The organism is Microbacterium sp. NPDC055903, assembly GCF_053615555.1.
The window spans coordinates 277,507-297,925 of record NZ_JBSHCA010000002.1; the positions used below are offsets into that span (position 1 = coordinate 277,507).

The 20,419-nt window shown below is 68.9% G+C and carries 22 protein-coding genes; 18 read left to right on the plus strand and 4 right to left on the minus strand.

The genetic code is table 11. The features are described from left to right. The first annotated feature begins 213 nt into the window (after nt 1-213). From lepA to hemW, 4 genes are read left to right on the plus strand one after another with little or no spacing between them, the layout of a single operon-like run. A complete protein-coding gene (lepA, locus tag ACWGJP_RS10700; protein WP_452329778.1) occupies nt 214-2,067 on the plus strand; it encodes a translation elongation factor 4 in 1,854 nt (617 codons plus the stop codon). After that, nucleotides 2,068-2,565: a DUF1990 family protein gene (locus ACWGJP_RS10705; protein ID WP_452329779.1), complete on the plus strand. Its 498-nt coding sequence runs from the start codon at nt 2,068-2,070 to the stop codon at nt 2,563-2,565. 10 nt (nt 2,566-2,575) lie between these two features. After that, on the plus strand, nt 2,576-3,229 hold the full coding sequence (locus ACWGJP_RS10710; RefSeq protein ID WP_452329780.1) for a DUF1990 family protein: 654 nt from the start codon (nt 2,576-2,578) through the stop codon (nt 3,227-3,229). Beyond that, on the plus strand, nt 3,229-4,446 hold the full coding sequence (gene hemW, locus ACWGJP_RS10715) for a radical SAM family heme chaperone HemW (protein ID WP_452329781.1): 1,218 nt from the start codon (nt 3,229-3,231) through the stop codon (nt 4,444-4,446). Before ACWGJP_RS10710 ends, hemW begins: the two co-directional genes overlap by 1 nt. 21 nt (nt 4,447-4,467) lie before the next feature. Here hemW and ACWGJP_RS10720 read toward each other — a convergent pair whose 3' ends face one another. Beyond that, on the minus strand, nt 4,468-5,883 hold the full coding sequence (locus ACWGJP_RS10720) for a carboxylesterase/lipase family protein (RefSeq protein ID WP_452329782.1): 1,416 nt from the start codon (nt 5,881-5,883) through the stop codon (nt 4,468-4,470). A 110-nt stretch (nt 5,884-5,993) separates the two neighbouring features. On the opposite strand from ACWGJP_RS10720, the gene hrcA reads away from it, so the two are divergent. The 11 genes from hrcA to ACWGJP_RS10775 are packed head-to-tail and all read left to right on the plus strand — an operon-like array spanning nt 5,994 to nt 14,922. Next, entirely contained in the window at nt 5,994-7,022 is a 1,029-nt protein-coding gene (gene hrcA / locus ACWGJP_RS10725; protein WP_452329783.1) for a heat-inducible transcriptional repressor HrcA, read from the plus strand. A 3-nt stretch (nt 7,023-7,025) separates the two neighbouring features. Continuing rightward, on the plus strand, nt 7,026-8,135 hold the full coding sequence (gene dnaJ / locus ACWGJP_RS10730) for a molecular chaperone DnaJ (RefSeq protein ID WP_452329784.1): 1,110 nt from the start codon (nt 7,026-7,028) through the stop codon (nt 8,133-8,135). 4 nt (nt 8,136-8,139) lie between these two features. Continuing rightward, nucleotides 8,140-8,868 carry a 16S rRNA (uracil(1498)-N(3))-methyltransferase gene (locus ACWGJP_RS10735; protein ID WP_452329785.1) on the plus strand — a complete coding sequence of 243 codons (729 nt, stop codon included), beginning with the start codon at nt 8,140-8,142 and terminating at the stop codon, nt 8,866-8,868. 46 nt (nt 8,869-8,914) lie between these two features. Then, complete coding sequence (locus ACWGJP_RS10740; RefSeq protein WP_452329786.1) at nt 8,915-9,262, plus strand: HIT domain-containing protein; 348 nt, start codon at nt 8,915-8,917, stop codon at nt 9,260-9,262. Between the two features lie 49 nt (nt 9,263-9,311). Further along, entirely contained in the window at nt 9,312-10,334 is a 1,023-nt protein-coding gene (locus ACWGJP_RS10745; RefSeq protein WP_452330365.1) for a PhoH family protein, read from the plus strand. Then, nucleotides 10,331-10,789, plus strand: coding sequence for an rRNA maturation RNase YbeY (gene ybeY / locus ACWGJP_RS10750; protein ID WP_452329787.1), 459 nt, complete (start codon nt 10,331-10,333; stop codon nt 10,787-10,789). The genes ACWGJP_RS10745 and ybeY overlap by 4 nt, the downstream gene beginning before the upstream one ends. Further along, nucleotides 10,786-12,060 carry a hemolysin family protein gene (locus ACWGJP_RS10755; RefSeq protein ID WP_452329788.1) on the plus strand — a complete coding sequence of 425 codons (1,275 nt, stop codon included), beginning with the start codon at nt 10,786-10,788 and terminating at the stop codon, nt 12,058-12,060. The genes ybeY and ACWGJP_RS10755 overlap by 4 nt, the downstream gene beginning before the upstream one ends. After that, nucleotides 12,053-12,949, plus strand: coding sequence for a GTPase Era (gene era, locus ACWGJP_RS10760; protein WP_452329789.1), 897 nt, complete (start codon nt 12,053-12,055; stop codon nt 12,947-12,949). Before ACWGJP_RS10755 ends, era begins: the two co-directional genes overlap by 8 nt. After that, nucleotides 12,907-13,470, plus strand: a complete 564-nt coding sequence (locus ACWGJP_RS10765; protein WP_452329790.1) for an RNA polymerase sigma factor — start codon at nt 12,907-12,909, stop codon at nt 13,468-13,470. The genes era and ACWGJP_RS10765 overlap by 43 nt, the downstream gene beginning before the upstream one ends. Then, nucleotides 13,463-14,437 (plus strand): hypothetical protein, encoded by a 975-nt coding sequence (locus tag ACWGJP_RS10770; protein WP_452329791.1) that lies wholly within the window; start codon nt 13,463-13,465, stop codon nt 14,435-14,437. Before ACWGJP_RS10765 ends, ACWGJP_RS10770 begins: the two co-directional genes overlap by 8 nt. Next, entirely contained in the window at nt 14,434-14,922 is a 489-nt protein-coding gene (locus ACWGJP_RS10775; protein WP_452329792.1) for a hypothetical protein, read from the plus strand. Before ACWGJP_RS10770 ends, ACWGJP_RS10775 begins: the two co-directional genes overlap by 4 nt. Before the next feature lie 3 nt (nt 14,923-14,925). Here ACWGJP_RS10775 and ACWGJP_RS10780 read toward each other — a convergent pair whose 3' ends face one another. Continuing rightward, nucleotides 14,926-15,573: a hypothetical protein gene (locus tag ACWGJP_RS10780; protein ID WP_452329793.1), complete on the minus strand. Its 648-nt coding sequence runs from the start codon at nt 15,571-15,573 to the stop codon at nt 14,926-14,928. A 192-nt stretch (nt 15,574-15,765) separates the two neighbouring features. On the opposite strand from ACWGJP_RS10780, the gene leuA reads away from it, so the two are divergent. Further along, nucleotides 15,766-17,526 carry a 2-isopropylmalate synthase gene (gene leuA, locus ACWGJP_RS10785; protein ID WP_452329794.1) on the plus strand — a complete coding sequence of 587 codons (1,761 nt, stop codon included), beginning with the start codon at nt 15,766-15,768 and terminating at the stop codon, nt 17,524-17,526. Nucleotides 17,527-17,603: 77 nt separating this feature from the next. Here the strand turns inward: leuA and ACWGJP_RS10790 are convergent, their stop codons facing one another. Continuing rightward, nucleotides 17,604-18,290 (minus strand): trimeric intracellular cation channel family protein, encoded by a 687-nt coding sequence (locus ACWGJP_RS10790; RefSeq protein WP_452329795.1) that lies wholly within the window; start codon nt 18,288-18,290, stop codon nt 17,604-17,606. Between the two features lie 36 nt (nt 18,291-18,326). Between ACWGJP_RS10790 and recO the strand changes: the two genes are divergently transcribed. After that, nucleotides 18,327-19,055, plus strand: coding sequence for a DNA repair protein RecO (gene recO / locus ACWGJP_RS10795; protein WP_452329796.1), 729 nt, complete (start codon nt 18,327-18,329; stop codon nt 19,053-19,055). Continuing rightward, complete coding sequence (locus tag ACWGJP_RS10800; RefSeq protein WP_452329797.1) at nt 19,052-19,855, plus strand: isoprenyl transferase; 804 nt, start codon at nt 19,052-19,054, stop codon at nt 19,853-19,855. Before recO ends, ACWGJP_RS10800 begins: the two co-directional genes overlap by 4 nt. On the opposite strand, the gene ACWGJP_RS10805 is transcribed toward ACWGJP_RS10800, so the two are convergent. After that, nucleotides 19,795-20,409, minus strand: coding sequence for an AAA family ATPase (locus tag ACWGJP_RS10805; RefSeq protein WP_452329798.1), 615 nt, complete (start codon nt 20,407-20,409; stop codon nt 19,795-19,797). The genes ACWGJP_RS10800 and ACWGJP_RS10805 overlap by 61 nt on opposite strands. Nucleotides 20,410-20,419: the final 10 nt, after the last annotated feature.

The following is a 20,419-nucleotide window of genomic DNA, read 5'->3' on the forward strand; positions in this document are numbered from 1 at the left end:
GCGCTCGGGATCTGCCGACGCAACGGTGAGTCGGGGTGCAATTCTGGCACCTTCCGCGTGGATACGCGACGGATGTCAGCCCGAATGTCTGTGACGGAGTCGTATCACCTGTGGAACTCAGTACCAACGAGCGCCCCAAGGCAACCTCGCGAGACTATCACTGGTTCGGGGGAATCGGGGATTAGGCGGGCCTGACCGTAGAATCGTCTGGACATGTCACCACGCGCCCTCTCTCCGCTCGCGCCTGCCGCGACTCCGCCATCGCAGATCCGCAACTTCTGCATCATCGCCCACATCGACCACGGGAAGTCGACCCTCGCCGACCGGATGCTCCAGATCACCGGCGTCGTCTCCGACCGCGACATGCGGGCCCAGTACCTCGACCGCATGGACATCGAGCGCGAGCGCGGCATCACGATCAAGAGCCAGGCCGTGCGGATGCCGTGGCAGATCGACGGCGAGACCTTCGCGCTGAACATGATCGACACGCCGGGGCACGTCGACTTCACGTACGAGGTCTCCCGCTCGCTGGCCGCGTGCGAGGGTGCGATCCTTCTCGTGGACGCGGCCCAGGGGATCGAGGCGCAGACCCTCGCGAACCTCTACCTCGCCCTGGAGAACGACCTCCAGATCATCCCCGTGCTGAACAAGATCGACCTCCCTGCGGCGGACCCGGAGAAGTACGCCAAGGAGCTCGCCTCGTTGATCGGCGGCGATCCGGACGATGTCCTCCGCGTCTCAGGCAAGACCGGTGTCGGCGTCGAGGCTCTGCTCGACCGCCTCGTGCAGGAGATCCCCGCACCGCAGGGCGAGGCGGATGCTCCCGCCAGGGCGATGATCTTCGACTCGGTCTACGACGCCTACCGCGGCGTCGTCACCTATGTCCGCATGGTGGACGGCAGTCTCGCGCCGCGCGAGCGCATCCAGATGATGTCGACCGGCGCCAACCACGAACTGCTAGAGATCGGCGTCTCGAGCCCGGAGCCGATCCCGTCCAAGGGCCTCGGCGTCGGCGAAGTGGGCTACCTCATCACGGGCGTGAAGGACGTCCGCCAGTCGAAGGTCGGGGATACCGTCACGACGGCGCGGAAGCCGGCATCCGAGGCCCTCGCGGGGTACACCGACCCCAAGCCGATGGTGTTCTCCGGGATCTACCCGATCGACGGAAGCGACTACGCGGAGCTCCGCGAGGCGCTGGACAAGCTCAAGCTCTCCGACGCCTCGCTGCAGTACGAGCCGGAGACCTCGGTCGCGCTCGGCTTCGGCTTCCGCTGCGGGTTCCTTGGGCTCCTGCACCTCGAGATCGTCACAGAGCGGCTGTCGCGTGAGTTCGGACTCGACCTCATCACCACCGCACCCAGCGTGATCTACGAGGTCCTCACCAGCGACACGGGGGAGACGGTCACCGTCACCAACCCCAGCGAGTATCCGGATGGGCGGATCGGGTCCGTCTCCGAGCCGATGGTGAAGGCGGCCATCCTGCTGCCGAAGGACTACGTCGGCACCGTGATGGAGCTCTGCCAGTCGCGCCGAGGGGCGCTCCTGGGCATGGAGTACTTCAGCGAGGAGCGCGTGGAGCTGCGCTACAACATGCCGCTCGGCGAGATCGTGTTCGACTTCTTCGACCAGCTGAAGTCCAAGACCCAGGGCTACGCGTCGCTCGACTACGAGCCGGCCGGCCAGCAGGAGGCGGACCTCGTGAAGGTCGACATCCTGCTCCAGGGTGAGAAGGTGGATGCCTTCAGCTCGATCGTGCATCGGGACAAGGCGTACGCCTACGGCACGATGATGGCCGAGCGACTGCGCAAGCTCATCCCTCGCCAGCAGTTCGAGGTGCCGATCCAGGCGGCGATCGGCGCGCGCATCATCGCCCGCGAGACCATCCGCGCGATCCGCAAGGACGTGCTCGCCAAGTGCTACGGCGGTGACATCACCCGCAAGCGCAAGCTCCTCGAGAAGCAGAAGGAGGGCAAGAAGCGCATGAAGATGGTGGGTCGCGTCGAGGTTCCGCAGGAGGCGTTCATCGCGGCGCTGAGCGGTGACGTCGAGGGCAAGGACAAGAAGTAGGTGGCCCTCCCGCCGTATCGGCGCGGGATCACACGCGGTGCGCTCGCGACGGCGCCTGCCGGGATGCGGTTGTCCGTGCACTCCGTGCGGGTACCGGTCGAGTCGCGCGCCGCGGTCGCCGCTCTCGTGAGCGGCTGGGAGTTCAAGCGCCGCGCCGGCTTCGAGACCCCGCAGGAGCCGCCCGCGGTCGGCCTCGAGACCGAGCTGGCGAAGCATCTGCTCGGGATCCGCTTCGCCGAACCCGTGCGGGTTGTCTGGGCGGACGAGAGCGGCTTCGGATACGAGACGCGGCCCGGGCACCCGATATACGGCGAGGAGTCGTTCCGGATCGACCACGAAGGGCTCTTCACCGCCCGCTCGGTGTCGCGACCGTCGACCCTGACATGGTGGATGCTCTCGCCCGCGCTGCGTCTGCTGCAGTGGTGGACGCATCGGCAGTACACCCGGATCGTGCTGGACGCCGTGCGTCGCCAGTACCCTCCCAGAATCGATGAGTAGGCTGGAAATCATGCGGCGCGGTACCTTCCGAGACGGCACGGTGGATTATGCAGCCGTGGGAGCGACTCACGCGCCCGATCTCATGCAGTATCCGCCGGAGCGGAGCATCCCCGCGGAGAACGCCTGGCGCATCGGCAGCGGTGCGGAGCGCTTCCGCAGCGCGGGAGACGCCCTGCTCTCCTGGACGGCGCAGCGCGCCGCCGGTTTGAGCCTCGAGGACGTTCAGCCCGCGCCTGGCCCGTCCTACACGGGCGTGAGCTTCGACGCCGAGGGAAACGCGATCGCGCCGAGCAAGCGCGATGTCGAGCAGCGCTTCGACGCCGAGGGGCTTCCTTATGCAGGCGCAGGAATGACCGTGCACCTGCGCGGACGCGTCGGCGGCATGCGCGCGGACGCGGAGCTCCGCGTGATCTCCGTGACCGAGGAGGCCCGTCGGATCGGTTTCGTGCTCGGAACCGTCGGCGGCTCCGTCGTGAGCGGCGAGGAGTCGTTCGAGCTCGACTGGCGTGAGGACAACGACGAGGTCTGGTTCACGGTCCGCGCCTTCGATGCACCGACGGGTCTGCTGTACCGCACCGTCCCCGCGCTGGTGAAGCGGCGCCGACGCGAGCTCTTCGCCCGCTATCTGCGGGCGATCTCGCCGCTGTACGCGACGCCGGTCTGATGGCCGGTCCGCTTCCCGTCGGTGCGCCGGCGCCAGTTGACGGACGCCTTCCCGCCGATCTCGACATCGACGCAGCCGTCTCGTTCTCGGCGTACCTGCATATCCCGTTCTGCCGGGTGCGATGCGGGTACTGCGATTTCAACACCTACACGTCCGGGGAGCTCCGCGGCGCGCGCCAGGAGGACTACGCGGACACGCTCGGCGCGGAGATCGCCCTCGCGCGAGACGTCCTCGCCGACGTCGGCGCCCTCCGCCCGATGGATACCGTCTTCTTCGGCGGCGGGACCCCGACACTGCTGCCGGCCGGGGACCTCGCCAGGATGATGGACGCCGCCACGGAGGCGTTCGGCCTGACGGAGGGCGCCGAGGTCACCGTGGAGGCCAATCCGGACACGGTCACCACCGAGGTCGTCCGCACACTGGCCGCCGCCGGTGTCACCCGGCTTTCGGTGGGGATGCAGTCGGCGGTCCCGCACGTGCTCGCGGCGCTGGACCGCACCCACAGGCCCGAGAACGTGCGCACGGCGGTGGAGGCGGCGAAGGATGCCGGCCTCGCCGTGAGCGTCGATCTCATCTACGGCGCACCGGGGGAGTCGCTCGGCGACTGGGAGACATCGCTGGATGCTGCGCTGGCGCTGGAATCGGATCACATCTCCGCGTACGCCCTGATCATCGAGGACGGCACGAAGCTCGCCCGCCAGATCCGTCGCGGCGAGGTGCCCAGGCCGGACGACGACCTTCAGGCCGACATGTACGAGCTCGCGGACGCCAGACTCGCCGCTGGCGGATTCGAGTGGTACGAGGTGAGCAACTGGGCGCGCACGCCCGAGCAGCGTTCGCGTCACAACCTCGCGTACTGGCGGGGAGCGGACTGGTGGGGCTTCGGACCAGGCGCCCACAGCCACGTCGCCGGCCTTCGCTGGTGGAACGTGAAGCACCCGGCGGCGTACGCGCAGCGTCTCGCTGCCGGCGAGTCGCCGGCAGCGGGGACCGAGCGGCCGGACGCCGAGTCGAGGATGCTCGAGCGGGTGCTGCTGCTGAGCCGGATCCGCGAGGGCATCCCGGTCGCCGATCTTCCCTCGGCGAATCGTCAGCGCGTTGCCGGCCTCATCGCGGACGGTCTGGTGGATGCTGCAGAGGCCGTCCGCGGCAGCGTCCGGCTCACCCTGAAAGGGCGGCTCCTCGCCGACGCCGTCGTGCGCGAGCTCACCGACTGAGCATCGAGACGGGCGCTCTGCTCAGGGGAGGAGGTCCAGGGGGCGCTGCCTGCGCTGCGGAACGTCCTGGATGACCGTGTCGTACACGCGCGTGGTCCGTGCCGGGCCGAACGCCGGCCAGCCGGGGTCGCCGCTCGTGATGAATCGGATCCAGTCGGCGTGCATCGATGCGGCGAGGTCACGGGGCGCATCCGGGCCCGCCATGCGCAGCGACTCTCCGCTGTCGAGCCGATCGAAGGTGAAGCCCAGCTCGAGCGCATGCGCGGCTCTGAGATCCCGCATCCTGCTCTGCCAGGCGAACTCGTACACGTGCACCGGCGCACCCGAGCGGCGGGCGACTCGCGTCGCCGGTGCGCGGAGAAGGAAGTCCGTGGCGACCTGTCCGAAGATCTCGCCGGTGCTCGCGGCCGGCCATGCCTCGCGATACGCCCGGATCGCCGTGCCTGGAATCCGCAGCGCCGTGCGGGCGAGCAGCAGTTTCGCCCTGCCGATGCCGTCCAGCGCCTCGGGCGTGAACCACAGGCGGTACTCGTCGGTGTTCGTGCCGATCAGCAACGGGACCTCGGAGCTGCCGAGGACCTCGTGCGGGGAGCGCGGGAGGGACGCGTCGTCGATCGCGAGCTGGAATCCGGGGGCCCCTCCCAGCGGCGAGCTCCCCGCGGCCTGTACGCGCCTCGCTTCGAGGAGCTGCTCCGGCGGGACGGCAAGGAACGAGTCCCGATCCGCGTGGATGCCCAGCGCCTTCGCGAGCTGGGCCGTGACGCGCCCTGCTCTGCGGGCGGGCTGAGCCGTCAGCGGACCGGACTGGATGATCGCCCGGTGGATGAACTCGCGGGAGTCCTCCCGCGCGAGCAGCGCAGCGACGAGCGAGCCGCCGGCGGACTCGCCCATGACGGTGATCCGCGCCGGGTCGCCGCCGAAGGCGCCGATCTCCCGATGCACCCACTCCAGGCCGGCGGCGGCGTCTCTGAGGCCGAGGTTGAGGGGCGCCCCGTCGAGCACGGAGAACCCCTCGGAGCCCAGCCGATAGTTGATGGAGACGAACACGATTCCCGCGCGCGCGAATCCTGAGCCGTCGTAGCCCTCCATCGCCGCGGCGCCGCGCTCCAGTGCTCCGCCGTGCAGCCAGAGCACGACGGGAGCGGCGGAGGCGTCGGTCGGTGACCAGACGTTCGCGGTGAGGATGTCCTCGCCGGCGATCGAAACGCCGCCGAGGAGCTCGCCGATGGGTCCTGAGTAAGGGAGCTGGGGTGCGGTCGGGCCGAAGCGGGTAGCGTCCCGCACGCCGTCCCAGACCCGCGGAGGGCGAGGCGGGCGGAACCGGTCGTCGCCGAAGGGCGGCGCGGCGTACGGGATGCCGAGGAACCGCCGGACTCCGTCCTCGCTCGTCCCTCGGACGGTCCCGGTGGAAACCTGCGCGTGCGACTGCTCCGTCATGGACGTCATCGTATGACGCGCTGTCCGGAGCCTCGTGCACGCGCCGCCGTCGCTTCGCCGGGTAGAATTGGCACTCGAACGAGGTGAGTGCCAGGCGGAGGGAGGCGGACATGGTCACCGAACGCGGTCTCCAGGTGCTGCGAGCCATCGTGCAGGACTATGTCGAGACCCATGAGCCGGTGGGCAGCAAGTCGATCGTCGACCGCCACTCCTTCGGCGTCTCCGCCGCCACGATCCGCAACGACATGGCGCTGCTGGAGGACGAGGAGCTCATCACGGCTCCGCACACCTCGTCCGGTCGGGTGCCGACGGACAAGGGGTACCGGGTCTTCGTCGACCACCTCGCGCAGCTGCGCCCGCTCTCCGGCGCTCAGCGCAGCGCGATCGAGACGTTCCTCTCCGATCCCGCGGACCTCGACGACCTCATGGCCCGCACGGTCCGCGTGCTCACGCGCCTCACGGGGCAGGTCGCTCTCGCCCAGTATCCGTCCTTCGCCAGAGCCAGGCTGACTCACCTCGAACTGGTGGCACTGGCTCCGAACCGTCTGCTCGTCGTGCTCGTCACGGATGCGGGCGGGGTCTCGCAGCGCATCGCGACGCTGCCGTTCGAGCTCGACGAAGGCGACGTCGCCGTGCTGCGCGCGCGTCTGCTGACCCTCATCGCGGGCCAGGGCGTCGGCGAGGCCCGAGAGCGCGTGTCCGCGCTCGCGCTGCCCGTGGAACCCACCGGCGGCGACCGCGCTCTCGTGATGCTCGCGACGGTGATCGGCGAGGAGCTCGACGAGTTCCGTCAGGAGCGTCTCGTGATGGCGGGCGCCGCCACGCTGGCGCGCAGGGAGCAGGACTTCCGTGGCAGCATCCATCCGCTCCTCGAGGCGATCGAGGAGCAGGTGACCCTGCTGCGGCTGATGAACGAGATGGTGACCGACGAGCACGGGCTCGCGGCCAGCATCGGCACGGAGAACGCGCCGTTCGGCTTGGGCGAGGCGTCGATCGTGGCCAGCAACTACGCCACCCCCGGTGGGATGGCGAGGGTGGGCGTGATGGGCCCGACCCGGATGGATTATCCGAGCAACCTGGCAGCGGCGCGGGCGGTCGCCCGCTACCTGTCCCGGCTGCTCGACGAAGACGAGAGGTGATTTGTGGCGGACCACTACGAGGTCCTCGGCGTCGCGCGTGACGCCTCGCAGGATGAGATCAAGAAGGCCTATCGCAGGCTCGCACGACAGCTGCACCCCGATGTGAACCCGGGGGAGGACGCCTCGGAGCGCTTCAAGCTCGTCACCCACGCCTACGACGTGCTCAGCGACGAGGACTCGCGACGCCGCTACGACATGGGCGGCGATGAGAACGGCGGCTTCGGCGGAGGGTTCGGCGGGTTCGGCGACATCTTCGAGACCTTCTTCGGCGCGGCGGGCGGAGGCCGCGGCGCACGACCGAGGTCCAGGCGCGAGCGGGGTCAGGACGCCCTCGTGCGCGTGTCGCTCGAGCTCGGCGACGTCGTCTTCGGCGCGCACAGGGACATCGAGGTCGACACAGCCGTGCTGTGCGAGACCTGTCAGGGTTCGTGCTGTCAGGAGGGGACGTCTCCCGTCACCTGCGACATCTGCGGCGGAAGCGGCCACGTGCAGCGTCAGGTGCGGAGCCTGCTCGGCAACGTCGTCACCTCTCAGCCCTGCGGCACGTGCGAGGGATACGGCACGACCATTCCGTACCCGTGCGCGACCTGCGCCGGCCAGGGCCGGGTGCGCTCGCGTCGGACGGTGTCGCTGGACATCCCCGCCGGCGTCGAGACGGGTCTGCGGCTGCAGCTGCCCGGCTCCGGCGAGGTGGGCAAGGCGGGCGGTCCGAACGGCGACCTCTACGTCGAGGTGACCGTCGCGACGCATCCGACGTACAGCCGTGAGGGCGACGATCTGCTGGCCACGCTCGAGGTCGCGATGACGGATGCGATCCTGGGCGCCGAGACGACGATCGAGGGACTCGACGGTCCGGTGGAGCTGGAGATCCGACCCGGCGTGCAGTCCGGCGATGTGCTGACGATCAAGGGCCGCGGCATCACGCCGCTGCGCGGAACACAGCGCGGAGACCTCCGCGTCGGTGTCCAGGTGCTGACCCCGACCAAGCTGGATCACGCGCAGCGCAAGCTCGTTGAAGAGCTCGCGAAGAAGACGAAGGCTCCCGCGCCGCAGCTCGCGCAGTTCCAGCAGGGGCTGTTCCACAAGCTGCGCGATCGCTTCCGCGGGCACTGAGCCGATGGCGCTGCACTTCGTCGTCGACGCCGCCTCGGACGCCGTGGCAGGTGACGTCGTGGTCCTCACCGGGGCGGAGGCCAAGCATGCCGCCGTCGTGCGGAGGGTCCGCGTCGGTGAGCCCGTGACGCTGGGCGACGGCTCCGGCGTGTGGCTGGAAGGGGCGGTCGCCGACGTCGAGCCCGCCCGCGTCGAGGTCGCGGTGACGTCCCGTCTCGAGATCGCCGCGCCATCACCGCGTCTCGTCCTCGTGCAGGCGCTGGCCAAGGGCGACAGGGACGAGCTCGCCGTGCAGGCGTCGTGCGAGCTCGGCGTCGACGAGATCGTGCCGTGGCAGGCGGCGCGCAGCGTCTCACGCTGGGAAGGGCCCAAGGCGGCCAAGGGACGCGAACGCTGGGCGAGCATCGTGCGGGAGGCGGCGAAGCAGGCGCACCGGGCGTGGATCCCGGCCGTCGCGGATGCCGCGACGACGGCACAGCTCGCCCAGCGCGCCCGCACCGAGCGGATGCTGGTGCTGGATCCCGGCGCTGACGTCCGATTGTCCTCGATCGACCCCGACGATCGTGACCTCGTCCTCGTCGTCGGTCCCGAGGGCGGGATCGCTCCGGAGGAGCTGGAACGACTGGTCGCGGCCGGCGCCCAGCGCGTTCGCCTCGGTGACACGGTGCTCCGCACCTCGACAGCGGGCCCTGCCGCGATCGCGGTGCTGTCGGCCGCGCTCGGTCGCTGGTGATCCCTGCACCAGACCGATGCCGCATCGGCTTGGCTAGACTGGACGCATGACCGAGCCGACGATCTTCACGCGCATCCTCGAGGGCGAGATCCCCGGGGAGATCGTGGCGTCCACCGACCGTCTCTTCGCTCTGCGCGACATCGCCCCGCAGGCTCCCGTGCACATCCTCGTCATCCCGAAGAGCGCCGACTACCGCGATGTGGTGGAGCTCGCCGCCGGCGACCCGCAGCTGCTCGCAGAGCTCATCGCATTCGCGCGCGAGATCGCCGATGAGCACGCCGACGGCGATTTCCGACTCGTCTTCAACACCGGGGCGAACGCGGGCCAGACCGTCGCCCACGTGCACGGCCACGTGCTCGCGGGCGGCCTCAGCGAGAAGAGCGTCGGTGCCTGACCCCGGAGAAGACGCGGTCACAGAACGTCTCTACGCCGACGGCGTCGCCATGGTGCGCGTGCTCGGTCCGCAGGATCGATTGTTGAGGATGCTCGAGAAGGAGCACCCCGAGGTCCAGGTCCTGGTGCGAGGCAACGAGATCACCCTCAGCGGTGCGGCATCCCGTGTCGCCGCTGCCAAGACCCTCGTGGAGGAACTGCTCACGATGACGAAGGAAGGCCACGACCTCGCCCCGAGCGACGTGTCGAGTTCGGCGCGGATGCTGCGGCAGGAGGGCGGCCCCCGGCCGAGCGAGGTGCTCGGCGAGGCGATCCTCTCCAGCCGCGGCAAGGTCATCCGGCCGAAGACGCCGGGGCAGAAGGAGTACGTCGACGCGATCGAGGAGAGCACCATCGTGTTCGGCATCGGTCCCGCCGGCACGGGGAAGACCTACCTCGCCATGGCCAAGGCCGTCCAGGCACTGCAGCGCAAGGAGGTCACGAGGATCATCCTCACCCGCCCCGCCGTGGAGGCCGGCGAGCGGCTCGGGTTCCTCCCCGGAACGCTCAACGACAAGATCGACCCCTACCTCCGCCCGCTCTACGACGCGCTGAACGAGATGATGGACCCGGAGATCGTTCCTCGGCTCATGGCGACGGGCACGATCGAGGTCGCGCCGCTGGCCTACATGCGCGGGCGCACGCTGAACGACTCGTTCGTCGTCCTCGACGAGGCGCAGAACACCACGCCGGAGCAGATGAAGATGTTCCTCACCCGCCTCGGCTTCGGAACGAAGATGGTCGTCACCGGTGACATCACGCAGGTCGATCTGCCCACCGGCGCATCCGGGCTCCGCCTCGTGACGCGCGTGCTCAAGGACATCGACGACATCCACTTCTCGCGCCTGACCAGCGACGACGTGGTGCGTCACTCGCTCGTCGGCAGGATCGTCGACGCCTACAGCGAATACGACGAGCAGCGCACCGCGGCCAGGCACGAGCGCGAGCAGGCGGCCGAGTTCGCCAATCGGGCGGAGCGTCGCGCGCCGCTGCAGGGACCACGGGATCGGATGCCGAAGCGAGGACGCGCATGATCGAGATCAACAACGAATCCGCCATCGACGTGGACGAGACGGTGCTGCAGCGCCTCACCGACTTCAACCTCGCGCAATTGCACGTGAGCGCGGATGCCGAGGTGGCCATCGTCCTCGTCGACGAAGGAGCCATGGAGGCGCTGCACGTGCAGTGGATGGACGAGCCGGGCCCCACCGACGTCCTCAGCTTCCCGATGGACGAGCTGCGACCTGGCACCGAGGATCGGCCGACGCCACCGGGGCTGCTGGGCGATATCGTGCTCTGCCCGCAGGTGGCCGAGTCCCAGGCGCAGACCGCCGGGCACACGCTGATGGACGAGCTGATCCTGCTCACCACGCACGGGCTGCTGCACCTGCTGGGCTACGACCACGCCGAGCCCGATGAGGAGCGTGAGATGTTCGGGCTGCAGAAGGAGTTGATCGCAGGCTTCGCCCGCACCGAACGCGCTCGATGACCGAGGTCCTGCTGCTCGTCGCGGCCGTGCTGCTGGTCGCGACAGGTGGCCTCATGTCCGCCATCGACGCGGCGTTCGGTGTCACATCCCGCTCGGATCTCGAAGCCCTCGGCGAGCAGGGACGCCATGCGAAGGAGCTCCGCAGCATCGCCGCCGACCCCGACGTGCACGTCAACGCGGTCGCCTTCATCCGCATCCTGGCGGAGACGACGGCGGCCGTGCTCGTCACCGTGGCATTCGTGAACCTCATCGGCAGCATCTGGTGGGCGATGCTCGCCGCCGCCGTCCTCATGACGGGGATCACCTTCGTCCTCGTCGGAGCGAGTCCCCGTACCGTCGGACGCCGCAGGGCTCCCGGTCTGCTGCGCGGTTGCGCTCCGCTCGTGCGAGGCCTGCGGATCCTGCTCGGTCCGCTCGCCCAGGGCCTCGTGGCTCTCGGCAACCGGGTGACCCCAGGCGCGGGTCGGAGCACCTTCACCAGCGAGGACCAGCTTCTCAGCATGGTCGACGAGGCGGCCTCGAACGACCTCATCGAGGAGGACGACCGGGATCTCATCCACTCGGTGTTCGACTTCACAGACCAGTTCGTCCGCGCCGTGATGGTGCCGCGCACCGAGATGGTGGCTGTCGACGCCACCGCCACGACGAGCGAGGCGATGGAGCTCTTCCTGCGACGAGGCGTCTCCCGCATGCCCGTGGTGGACGACGACGCCGACGACGTCGTGGGCGTCCTCTACCTCAAGGACCTCGTGCAGTTCGCATATCGCGACGAGAGCGCATGGCGCGGCGTGCCGGTGCGCCCCATCGCACGACCCGCCACCTTCGTGCCCGAGTCGATGCGAGCCGAGACGCTCCTGCAGCAGATGAAGCGGGATGCCGTGCACGTGTGCCTGGTGATCGACGAGCACGGCGGGATCTCGGGGCTCGTGACCCTCGAGGACCTCATCGAGGAGCTCGTCGGCGAGATCTCCGACGAGTACGACCACGGCCCTGCCGAGGTGGTGGAGCTGGGTGACGCGCGCTACCGGGTGAGCGCGCGTCTGTCGCTGGAGGATGTCGGCGATCTCTTCGGGCTCGAGCTCGAGGACGACGATGTCGATTCAATCGGCGGGCTGCTGGGCAAGGCGCTCGGGCAGGTTCCCCAGCCTGGTGCGACCGCTGTCGTCGGTGCGCTGGTGCTCACCGGCGGCGCTTCGCGTGGGCGGGGAAGAGGAATCGCGACGGTGTTCGTGGAGCGCGCGCCGGATGATGAAGGAGACGACGATGACTGAGACCACGCGCAGCGGATTCGCCACCTTCGTCGGCAGGCCGAACGTGGGCAAGTCCACCCTCACGAACGCGCTCGTCGGCGAGAAGATCGCGATCACCAGCGAGAAGCCGCAGACGACGCGGCGGGCGATCCGCGGCATCCTGAACCGGCCGGACGGACAGCTCGTGATCGTCGACACCCCCGGCATCCACAAGCCGCGGACGCTGCTCGGAGAACGTCTGAACGACCTCGTCGAGCAGGTGCTCGGCGACGTGGACGTGATCGGCTTCTGCGTGCCGGCGACCGAGAAGGTCGGGCCGGGAGACCGGAGGATCGCCGCGTCGCTGGACGGATATCCTCGCGCGAAGAAGATCGCCATCGTCACGAAGACCGATGCCGCGAGCCGCGATGAGATCACCGAGCGCCTCATGGAGGTGGACTCGCTGCGCGAGGACTGGGCGGCCGTCATCCCGCTGTCCGCGCTCACGCGGCAGCAGCTCGACGTCCTCGCCGATGAGATCATCCAGCTCATGCCGGAAGGTCCTGCGCTCTACCCCGAGGGCATCACCACCGACGAGTCCACGGAGGACAGGATCGCGGAGATCATCCGCGAAGCCGCGCTCGATGGCGTCCGCGATGAGCTGCCGCACTCCATCGCCGTCGTCGTCGACGACGTCGCCCCGCGGGAGGACAGCGATCTCACCGATGTCCATGCTCAGATCGTTGTGGAGCGCGACAGCCAGAAGGCGATCATCATCGGGCGCAAGGGCTCTCGCCTGAAAGACGTCGGCGCTCGGTCCCGCGCGGGCATCGAGGAGCTCCTCGGCACGAGGGTGTTCCTCGGGCTGCACGTCAAGGTGGCCAAGGAATGGCAGCGCGACCCGAAGCAGCTCGGGCGGCTGGGATTCTGAAGCCACGTGCGGCGGAGCGCCTTGCGCACCGCCGCCGTGTCTTCGACTGGCTCTTCGAGGAGTTCTGGTCGCCGGTCACCCGGCATGTGGAGTGCTATCTCGGAACCGATGCCGAGGTCTACGAGGTCGTCGGCCAGGTGTTCCAGCTCGCCTGGGAGCGTCTGAGACCAGAGCGGCCTGCGAGGTTGACCTGGCTGCTCCGGCTCGCCGATGACGTGCTCCGCGACCGCCGTCGCAGAGGGACGCTCCGCGAACAGGCGATCGGTGCCGTTCACCAGAAGGCGGTGACGGGCGAGGAGAACGGGAGTACCCTCGGCCCTCGAGAGGTCCGCTCCGCGTTCGCGCGTCTTCGCGAGCGCGAACGCAGAGTCATCGTCCTCCTCTATTGGGATGCTCTCACGGTGGAAGAGGCCGGGGAAGTGATCCGCAGGGCACCAGGGGTGGTCCGTGCGATCGATGCGAGGGCACGCGAGAAGCTGCGGAAGGCATGGGAGGGCGCGGGCGGTGAGAACGATGGATGACGCGGAGCTGACACGTCTGCTCGTCGAGGCGAGCCCGGCACGCACGCCGAGGGATGCTCGGCCGGACGCACACGCCAGGAGGATGCGGGATCGCATCCTCACTGAGACGCGCCGTGCACCGCGGCGATCTCCATCTCCGCGCCTGGCCTGGGCGTCCGTCGCGACCGCCGCCGTCGCCGGCGTCGCCGTCGTGCTCGGCGTCGTCGCCCAGGGTGGTGCGGCCGTCGCCGTCACACCGAGACCGCTCCAGTTCACGGAGGCGGGCACCACCGGTGAGATGCTCACGCGCGCCGAGACGCTGCTCGCGGAGGACGCAGGGCCGGCCGAGCCGTCGCGGGAGGTGCGGTCGGTCACCTGGGCGCTCTCGGTGGATGGCGAGGAGCAGACGATGCAGATCGTCCCGCAGTGGACGACTCTCAGCTGGCAGGAGGACCTCTCCGGATCGATCACGGTGATCGCCGGGGATGCCTACTGGCCGACCGAGACCCCACCGTCCGGGGCGGAGGTCGTCGAGGGCGACGAGGTGCTCTTCGACCTCGTCTTCGAGCCGGGGGACTTCAACACTCCGGTGGCGCAGCCACCCGGCGATACGATCGACGACGTCGTGGCGATGCTTACGGCCTTCGGCATGCCGGCGGATCCGTCGGCGCGCGACGTCGTCGTCGCCGCCTTCACCGCCATGGACCAGTGGACGCTGACGGATGCGCAGCACGCGGGCATCCTCGACTACCTCGTGTCCAGGGGAGGCGTCGAGGCGCTGGGGGAGACGACCGATCGCGCAGGACGTGCCGTGGACGCGCTGCGGGTGACGGGGGAGACGGGCGTTTCGGAGACCGTGCTCATCTCGCAGGAGACGGGGCGGATCATCGGGATGGAGACGATTCAGACGGAGGGTGACGGGATCATTCCCGCAGGAGCGGTGGTGAGCTACCGCCTGTGGGACCTGCAGGAAAGGACAGGAAGATGAACCCCACCCTCACGGCGATCGTCGCGGCCGCGCTGATCGCACTCGGAATGACGGCGGCTCCGCCCGCCGTCGCATCCGAGCACCCCCTCGATGACCAGGTGCAGGAGATGCTCGATGCGATTCCCGGAGGGATCGCGCTGAGCTCGACGCATGCGATCTGGCCGGAGCTCGGCATGGATCTCGTGATCGTGCCCGCCTCGGCGTCTCTCGACGCGTCGTCGCTCGCGCTCCTCGCCGCGGTCGGCGCCTGCCCCAGCGGCAGGGTCTGCGCCTTCAGCCAGGCAGCGACGGCCGGCTCGCGCCTGAGTTGGACCACGTGCGACACCTCGTTCCCGGTGGGGACATTCGTCGTCCGGTCGATCGCCGATGCGCGCTCGACCGGCTACGCGCAGGCGAAGTACGGCACGACCGTCAGAGGCACGGCCTCCGCGGGATCGTTCACGAACATCTTCGCATCGGTGACCCGTGTGAGCTGCGTCTCCTGAGCCTCAGTCGAGGGGCACGAGAGCGGAGCGCACGATGACGACACGTTCGCCGAAGTCTGCGTCGGCCGCGTCCTGCAGGGTGCCGTCATCCCAGACGACGTCCACCCAGACGTATCCGCGGTCGGGGTAGGCGCCGAGGAGGACGTCGTCATCAGCAAGGCGCGCCGCGACCTCGTCGACGATCTCGCTCGCGCGGGACTCGTCGGTCTCGCCCTGCTCGCCTCCGGTCGGATCAGGCAACGGCATCGGGTCGTACAGGGCGAGGAGGACCGGTGCTTGCGTGCTCGTGAACGTGTCGCCGTCGTAGGTGCCCGTCACGGCATAGGCGCCCCAGCGCACCTCGCCGGACTGCTCGCTGCCGTCGACGCCCTCCCAGCTCCAGCCCGCGACGGGGATGCCGCTGCACTGGGGCGGATACGACTCGGCGACCGCTCCGAGGCAGAGCTCGACGTCACCCGCCGTGTCCATCACCGTTCCGGTGGCTCGCACCTCGCCGTCGGGAGGAGCGGGCAGCAGCGAGCCGAGGCCCTGCTCTGGCGGTGCATCCGAGCTGACCGGGGCCGGCGACCCGGGGGAAGCGGCGGCGCAGCCCGCGAGCGCCAGCATCATCGCGGCGGTGAGGGCGATCCGGCATCCTTGCGTTCTGCTCATACCCGTCAGTGTCGCAGGCGCTCGGATCGTCTCAGAGCTGTTCGATGCGTGGGCGCGTCCCTGCTACCATGGCGCTATGCCATTCGGCGGTCTGCTTCTTCTTAGCTGCCGCGACGAGTCCTGAACGTAGGGCCTTCCTCGTCGCGGCGCTTGTGTTGGCCCGGTCACATTGACGAAGAGAAGAAGCCCATCATGCAGAACACCCAGCGCCCGTCCTCGATGCCGATCCACAAGTATCGGCCGTTCCACGAGCAGATCCGCGTCGAGCTGCCCGACCGCACCTGGCCGTCGAAGACGATCACCACCGCACCTCGGTGGTGCGCTGTCGATCTCCGCGACGGCAACCAGGCGCTCATCGACCCGATGTCGCCGGAGCGCAAGCGCATCATGTTCGAGCTGCTCGTCGGCATGGGGTACAAGGAGATCGAGGTCGGGTTCCCGTCGGCGAGCCAGACGGACTTCGACTTCGTGCGCCAGCTGATCGAGGAGGGGCTGATCCCCGACGACGTCACGATCCAGGTCCTGACCCAGGCGCGCGAGCACCTCATCAAGCGCACCTACGAGGCCATCGCGGGCGCTAAGCAGGCCATCGTGCACCTCTACAACTCCACGAGCATCCTGCAGCGGGATGTCGTGTTCCGCACGGACCGGCAGGGCATCGTGGACATCGCGCTGGAGGGCGCCCGTCTGTGCCGCGAGTACGAGAAGACCGTGCCCGAGACGCAGGTGTTCTACGAGTACTCGCCCGAGAGCTACACCGGTACCGAGCTCGAGTTCGCCGTCGACATCTGCAACGAGGTCCTCGAGGTGCTCGAGCCGACGCCGGAGCGGAAGGTCATCATCAACCTGCCGGCGACCGTCGAGATGGCGACCCCGAACGTCTATGCGGATTCCATCGAGTGGATGAGCAGGAACCTGAACCATCGCGAGAACGTCATCCTCTCGCTGCATCCGCACAACGACCGCGGCACCGCGGTCGCTGCCGCCGAACTCGGCTACATGGCAGGCGCCGACCGCATCGAGGGATGCCTGTTCGGCAATGGCGAGCGCACGGGCAACGTCGACCTCGTCGCGCTGGGCATCAACATGTTCACCCAGGGCATCGACCCGCAGATCGACTTCAGCGACATCGATCAGGTCAAGCGCACGGTCGAATACTGCAACCAGCTCCCGGTGCCTGAGCGCAGCCCCTGGGCCGGCGATCTCGTCTTCACCGCGTTCAGCGGATCGCACCAGGACGCGATCAAGAAGGGCTTCGAGGCGATGGCCGCGACGGCCGCGGCGAACGGCGTGACGGTCGACGACATCGAGTGGGCTGTGCCGTACCTGCCCGTCGACCCGAAGGACCTCGGTCGCTCTTACGAGGCCGTCATCCGCGTCAACTCGCAGTCCGGCAAGGGCGGCGTGGCCTACCTGCTCAAGGCGGACCATTCGCTCGATCTGCCCCGCAAGCTCCAGATCGAGTTCTCCGGTGTGGTGCAGGCGATGACGGATGCCGAGGGCGGCGAAGTCACCAGCGACGCCATCTGGTCGATCTTCAGCGACGAGTACCTGCCGTCCTCGGATGCCGCCGAGAAGTGGGGGCGGTTCGAGCTGCTCGCCACGAAGACCGCGAGCGAGATGACGGGCGACGTGGAGCTGAGCGTCCGTCTGCGCGACGGGGATGCGGCCTCCGATGAGGTCGGACACGGCAACGGCCCCATCGCCGCCTTCCTGGAGATCATCCGCTCGCGCGGTTTCGACATCTCGCTGTACGACTACGTCGAGCACACGCTCTCCACGGGAGGCGATGCTCAGGCGGCTGCGTACGTCGAGCTTCAGGTCGAGGGCGACCGCCTGTGGGGCGTCGGCATCGACGGTGACATCTCGACGGCCTCGCTCAAGGCGATCGTCTCCGCGGTGAACCGTTCGATCCGCACGCGGGAAGCGGCATCGGAGCTCGCCTCGGTCTGACCTTGAGACTGCGACACCACGCCGAACCGACGTCGGTATGACGCGGTCTCGGCGTGGTGTCGCAGTCTCAATGAGGGTCACGGCTTGACGATCGGGATCGCCCCGGTCTCCGCGGCGACCTTGCGGCGGTAGAGTCTGCGCTGTTCGGGAAGCGACAGGTCGAACATCACGGCGAGCACACGGATGACGGCGGTGACGGCGATGCCGATCACGCTCGAGGTCACGATGTCGACGCCGAAGGCGTGCGCGGCGACGATGACCGTGCAGCCGAGGCCAGCGGCGACCGCGTACAGAGAGCCGACGTGCATGATCGAGACGGGGAGCCCCATGATGACATCTCGCAGCACGCTGCCTCCGACGGCGGAGGCGACGCCGATGAAGACGGCAGGGACGGGCGGGACTCCGAGCCCCAGAGCCTTGCTGGTTCCGAACGCGCCGAACATCCCGATGACCACAGCGTCGAGACCGACGATGACCGCTGTCGCCCTGTTCAACAGGCCGGACAGGAGCATCCCGACGATGGCGGCTCCTGCGGCGGTGACGAGGTACCAGTTGTCCTGGAGCGTCGCGGGGGGCTGCCCCAGCAGCAGGTCGCGGATGAGACCGCCGCCCATGCCGATCAGGATTCCGATGATCGCCACGCCGAGCAGATCCAGGCGCCGCTGGCCTTGGAACCCCGAGGCGAAGAGGGCCCCCTGAACGCCGCCGAGCCCGACGCCGAGCAGATCGGCCCAGAGCGGAATGGTGAAGAGCGGTTCGGTCACGCATCCATTCTTCCGTGAGCGGAGGATAATCGGACAGTGCCCACCTACCGAGATGAAGCGGTGATCCTGCGCACTCACAAGCTCGGTGAGGCGGATCGCATCGTGACGATGCTCTCGCGGCGCCACGGCAAGATCCGGGCGGTGGCCAAGGGGGTGCGTCGCACGTCGTCGAAGTTCGGCGCGCGGCTGGAGCCGTTCATGGTCGCCGACGTCCAGCTCTACCAGGGACGCTCGCTGGACATCGTCCAGCAGGCGGAGTCGTTGGGCTCGTACGGCACGGACATCGCCGTGCACTACGACCGTTTCACCTCGGCGAGCGCGATGGTCGAGACCGCGGACCGCTTGAGCGATGCCGAGGCGACCGCCGATCAGTACCTCCTGCTCGTCGGCGGGCTGCGTGCGCTGTCGCGGGGCGAGCATGCTCCGCGGAGCATCCTCGATTCCTACCTCCTCCGGGTGATGGCGCTGTCCGGCTGGGCGCCGTCGCTCTCGGACTGTGCGCGCTGCGGACGGCCGGGACCGCACAGCGGGTTCGTCGCCCAGCTGGGCGGCGCGGTCTGCGCGGATGACGCTCCGGCGGGCAGCCCCCGCATCGCGGCATCCGCGCTCGCTCTGCTGCGCGCGCTGCTGGCGGGCGAATGGGAGATCATCGATGCGGCCCCGCCCGCCGATGCTGCGGCGGCGTCCGGCGTGATCGCCGCCTATGCCCAGTGGCATCTCGAGCGAGGCATCCGCTCGCTCGCACATCTGGAAGGATCACGGTGAGCCCGAAGCCGTACACCCACAAGGACGCGGTCGCCTACCGCCCGCTGGACTGGACCGGTCTGTACCCGCCCGCGTTCCCGAAGGTGCCTGAGCACGTGGCGATCGTCATGGACGGCAACGGACGCTGGGCGAATCGTCGAGGTCTCACGCGCATCGAGGGGCACAAGGCGGGGGAGGAGGTGCTGCTCGACGTCGTCGCCGGCGCCATCCAGGCAGGGGTGAAGCACCTCAGCGTCTACGCCTTCTCCACGGAGAACTGGGCTCGCTCGCCCGAGGAGGTCCGCTTCCTCATGGGATACAACCGCGATGTGCTGCACCGTCGTCGCGATCAGCTCAACGAGTGGGGCGTGCGCGTGCGCTGGGCGGGCCGCAAGCCGCGGCTGTGGGGCTCGGTGATCAAGGAGCTGCAGCACGCCGAACAGCTCACGGCGGGCAACGACGTGCTCACCCTCACGATGTGCGTGAACTACGGGGGCAGGATCGAGCTGGTCGACGCATTCCGTGCGATCGCCGCGGACGTCGCGGCCGGGCGCGTGAAGCCGAGCGCGATCAGCGAGAAGATGATCCGCCGGAACCTGTACGTCCCCGACATGCCCGATGTGGACCTCTTCCTTCGGAGCTCGGGCGAGCAGCGGACGTCGAACTTCCTGCTCTGGCAGTCCGCGTACGCCGAGATGGTGTTCCTGGACACTCTGTGGCCCGACTTCTCCCGCAGCGAGCTCTGGCGGGCGATCGGCGTCTACCTGTCCAGGGACCGCCGCTTCGGCGGTGCGATCGACACGCCGGACGCCTCCGCCTGAAGAGCGGCCAGCCATCGTTCGGCCTCCCGAGGATGCCGCAGGCGGATGATCGTCAGATGCGGGAATCGCTCGATGAGCCCCGGCATCCTCTCCCGCCACCGCTCGAGCGTCACCGTCTGCCAGCGGAGCACGTTCTCCTCCGGCTCGCGCGTGGTCGCGAGCTTCCACAGACTCGGCTCGACATTGCCGTTCCACAGCTCGCGGCGCAGGATGCTCCGCACGAGCGTCCGTCGCCACAGGCGCGCCCGCACGATCCGGTTCGGATAATCCAGCCACACGACGAGCTGCGCGCGTGGCGGAAGGATCTCGTCGACGCCCTTTCCGGAGTACTGCCACTCCGACACCCAGCGCCTGCTTGTGGCGAAGGCACGGACATCGTCGATGAACGCCGGTCGCGGGACCCATCCTGGGCCGTGATGGAGCGCATCCAGCTCGTAGCGGGGGAGGCCGAGCGCCTGGGCGAGACGCGCGGCGAAGGTCGTCTTACCTGATCCCGAGACGCCGGCCACGAGGATCCGATCGGCCGCGGCATGAGGGTCTGGCGCCGGGAGCATCCGAAGATGC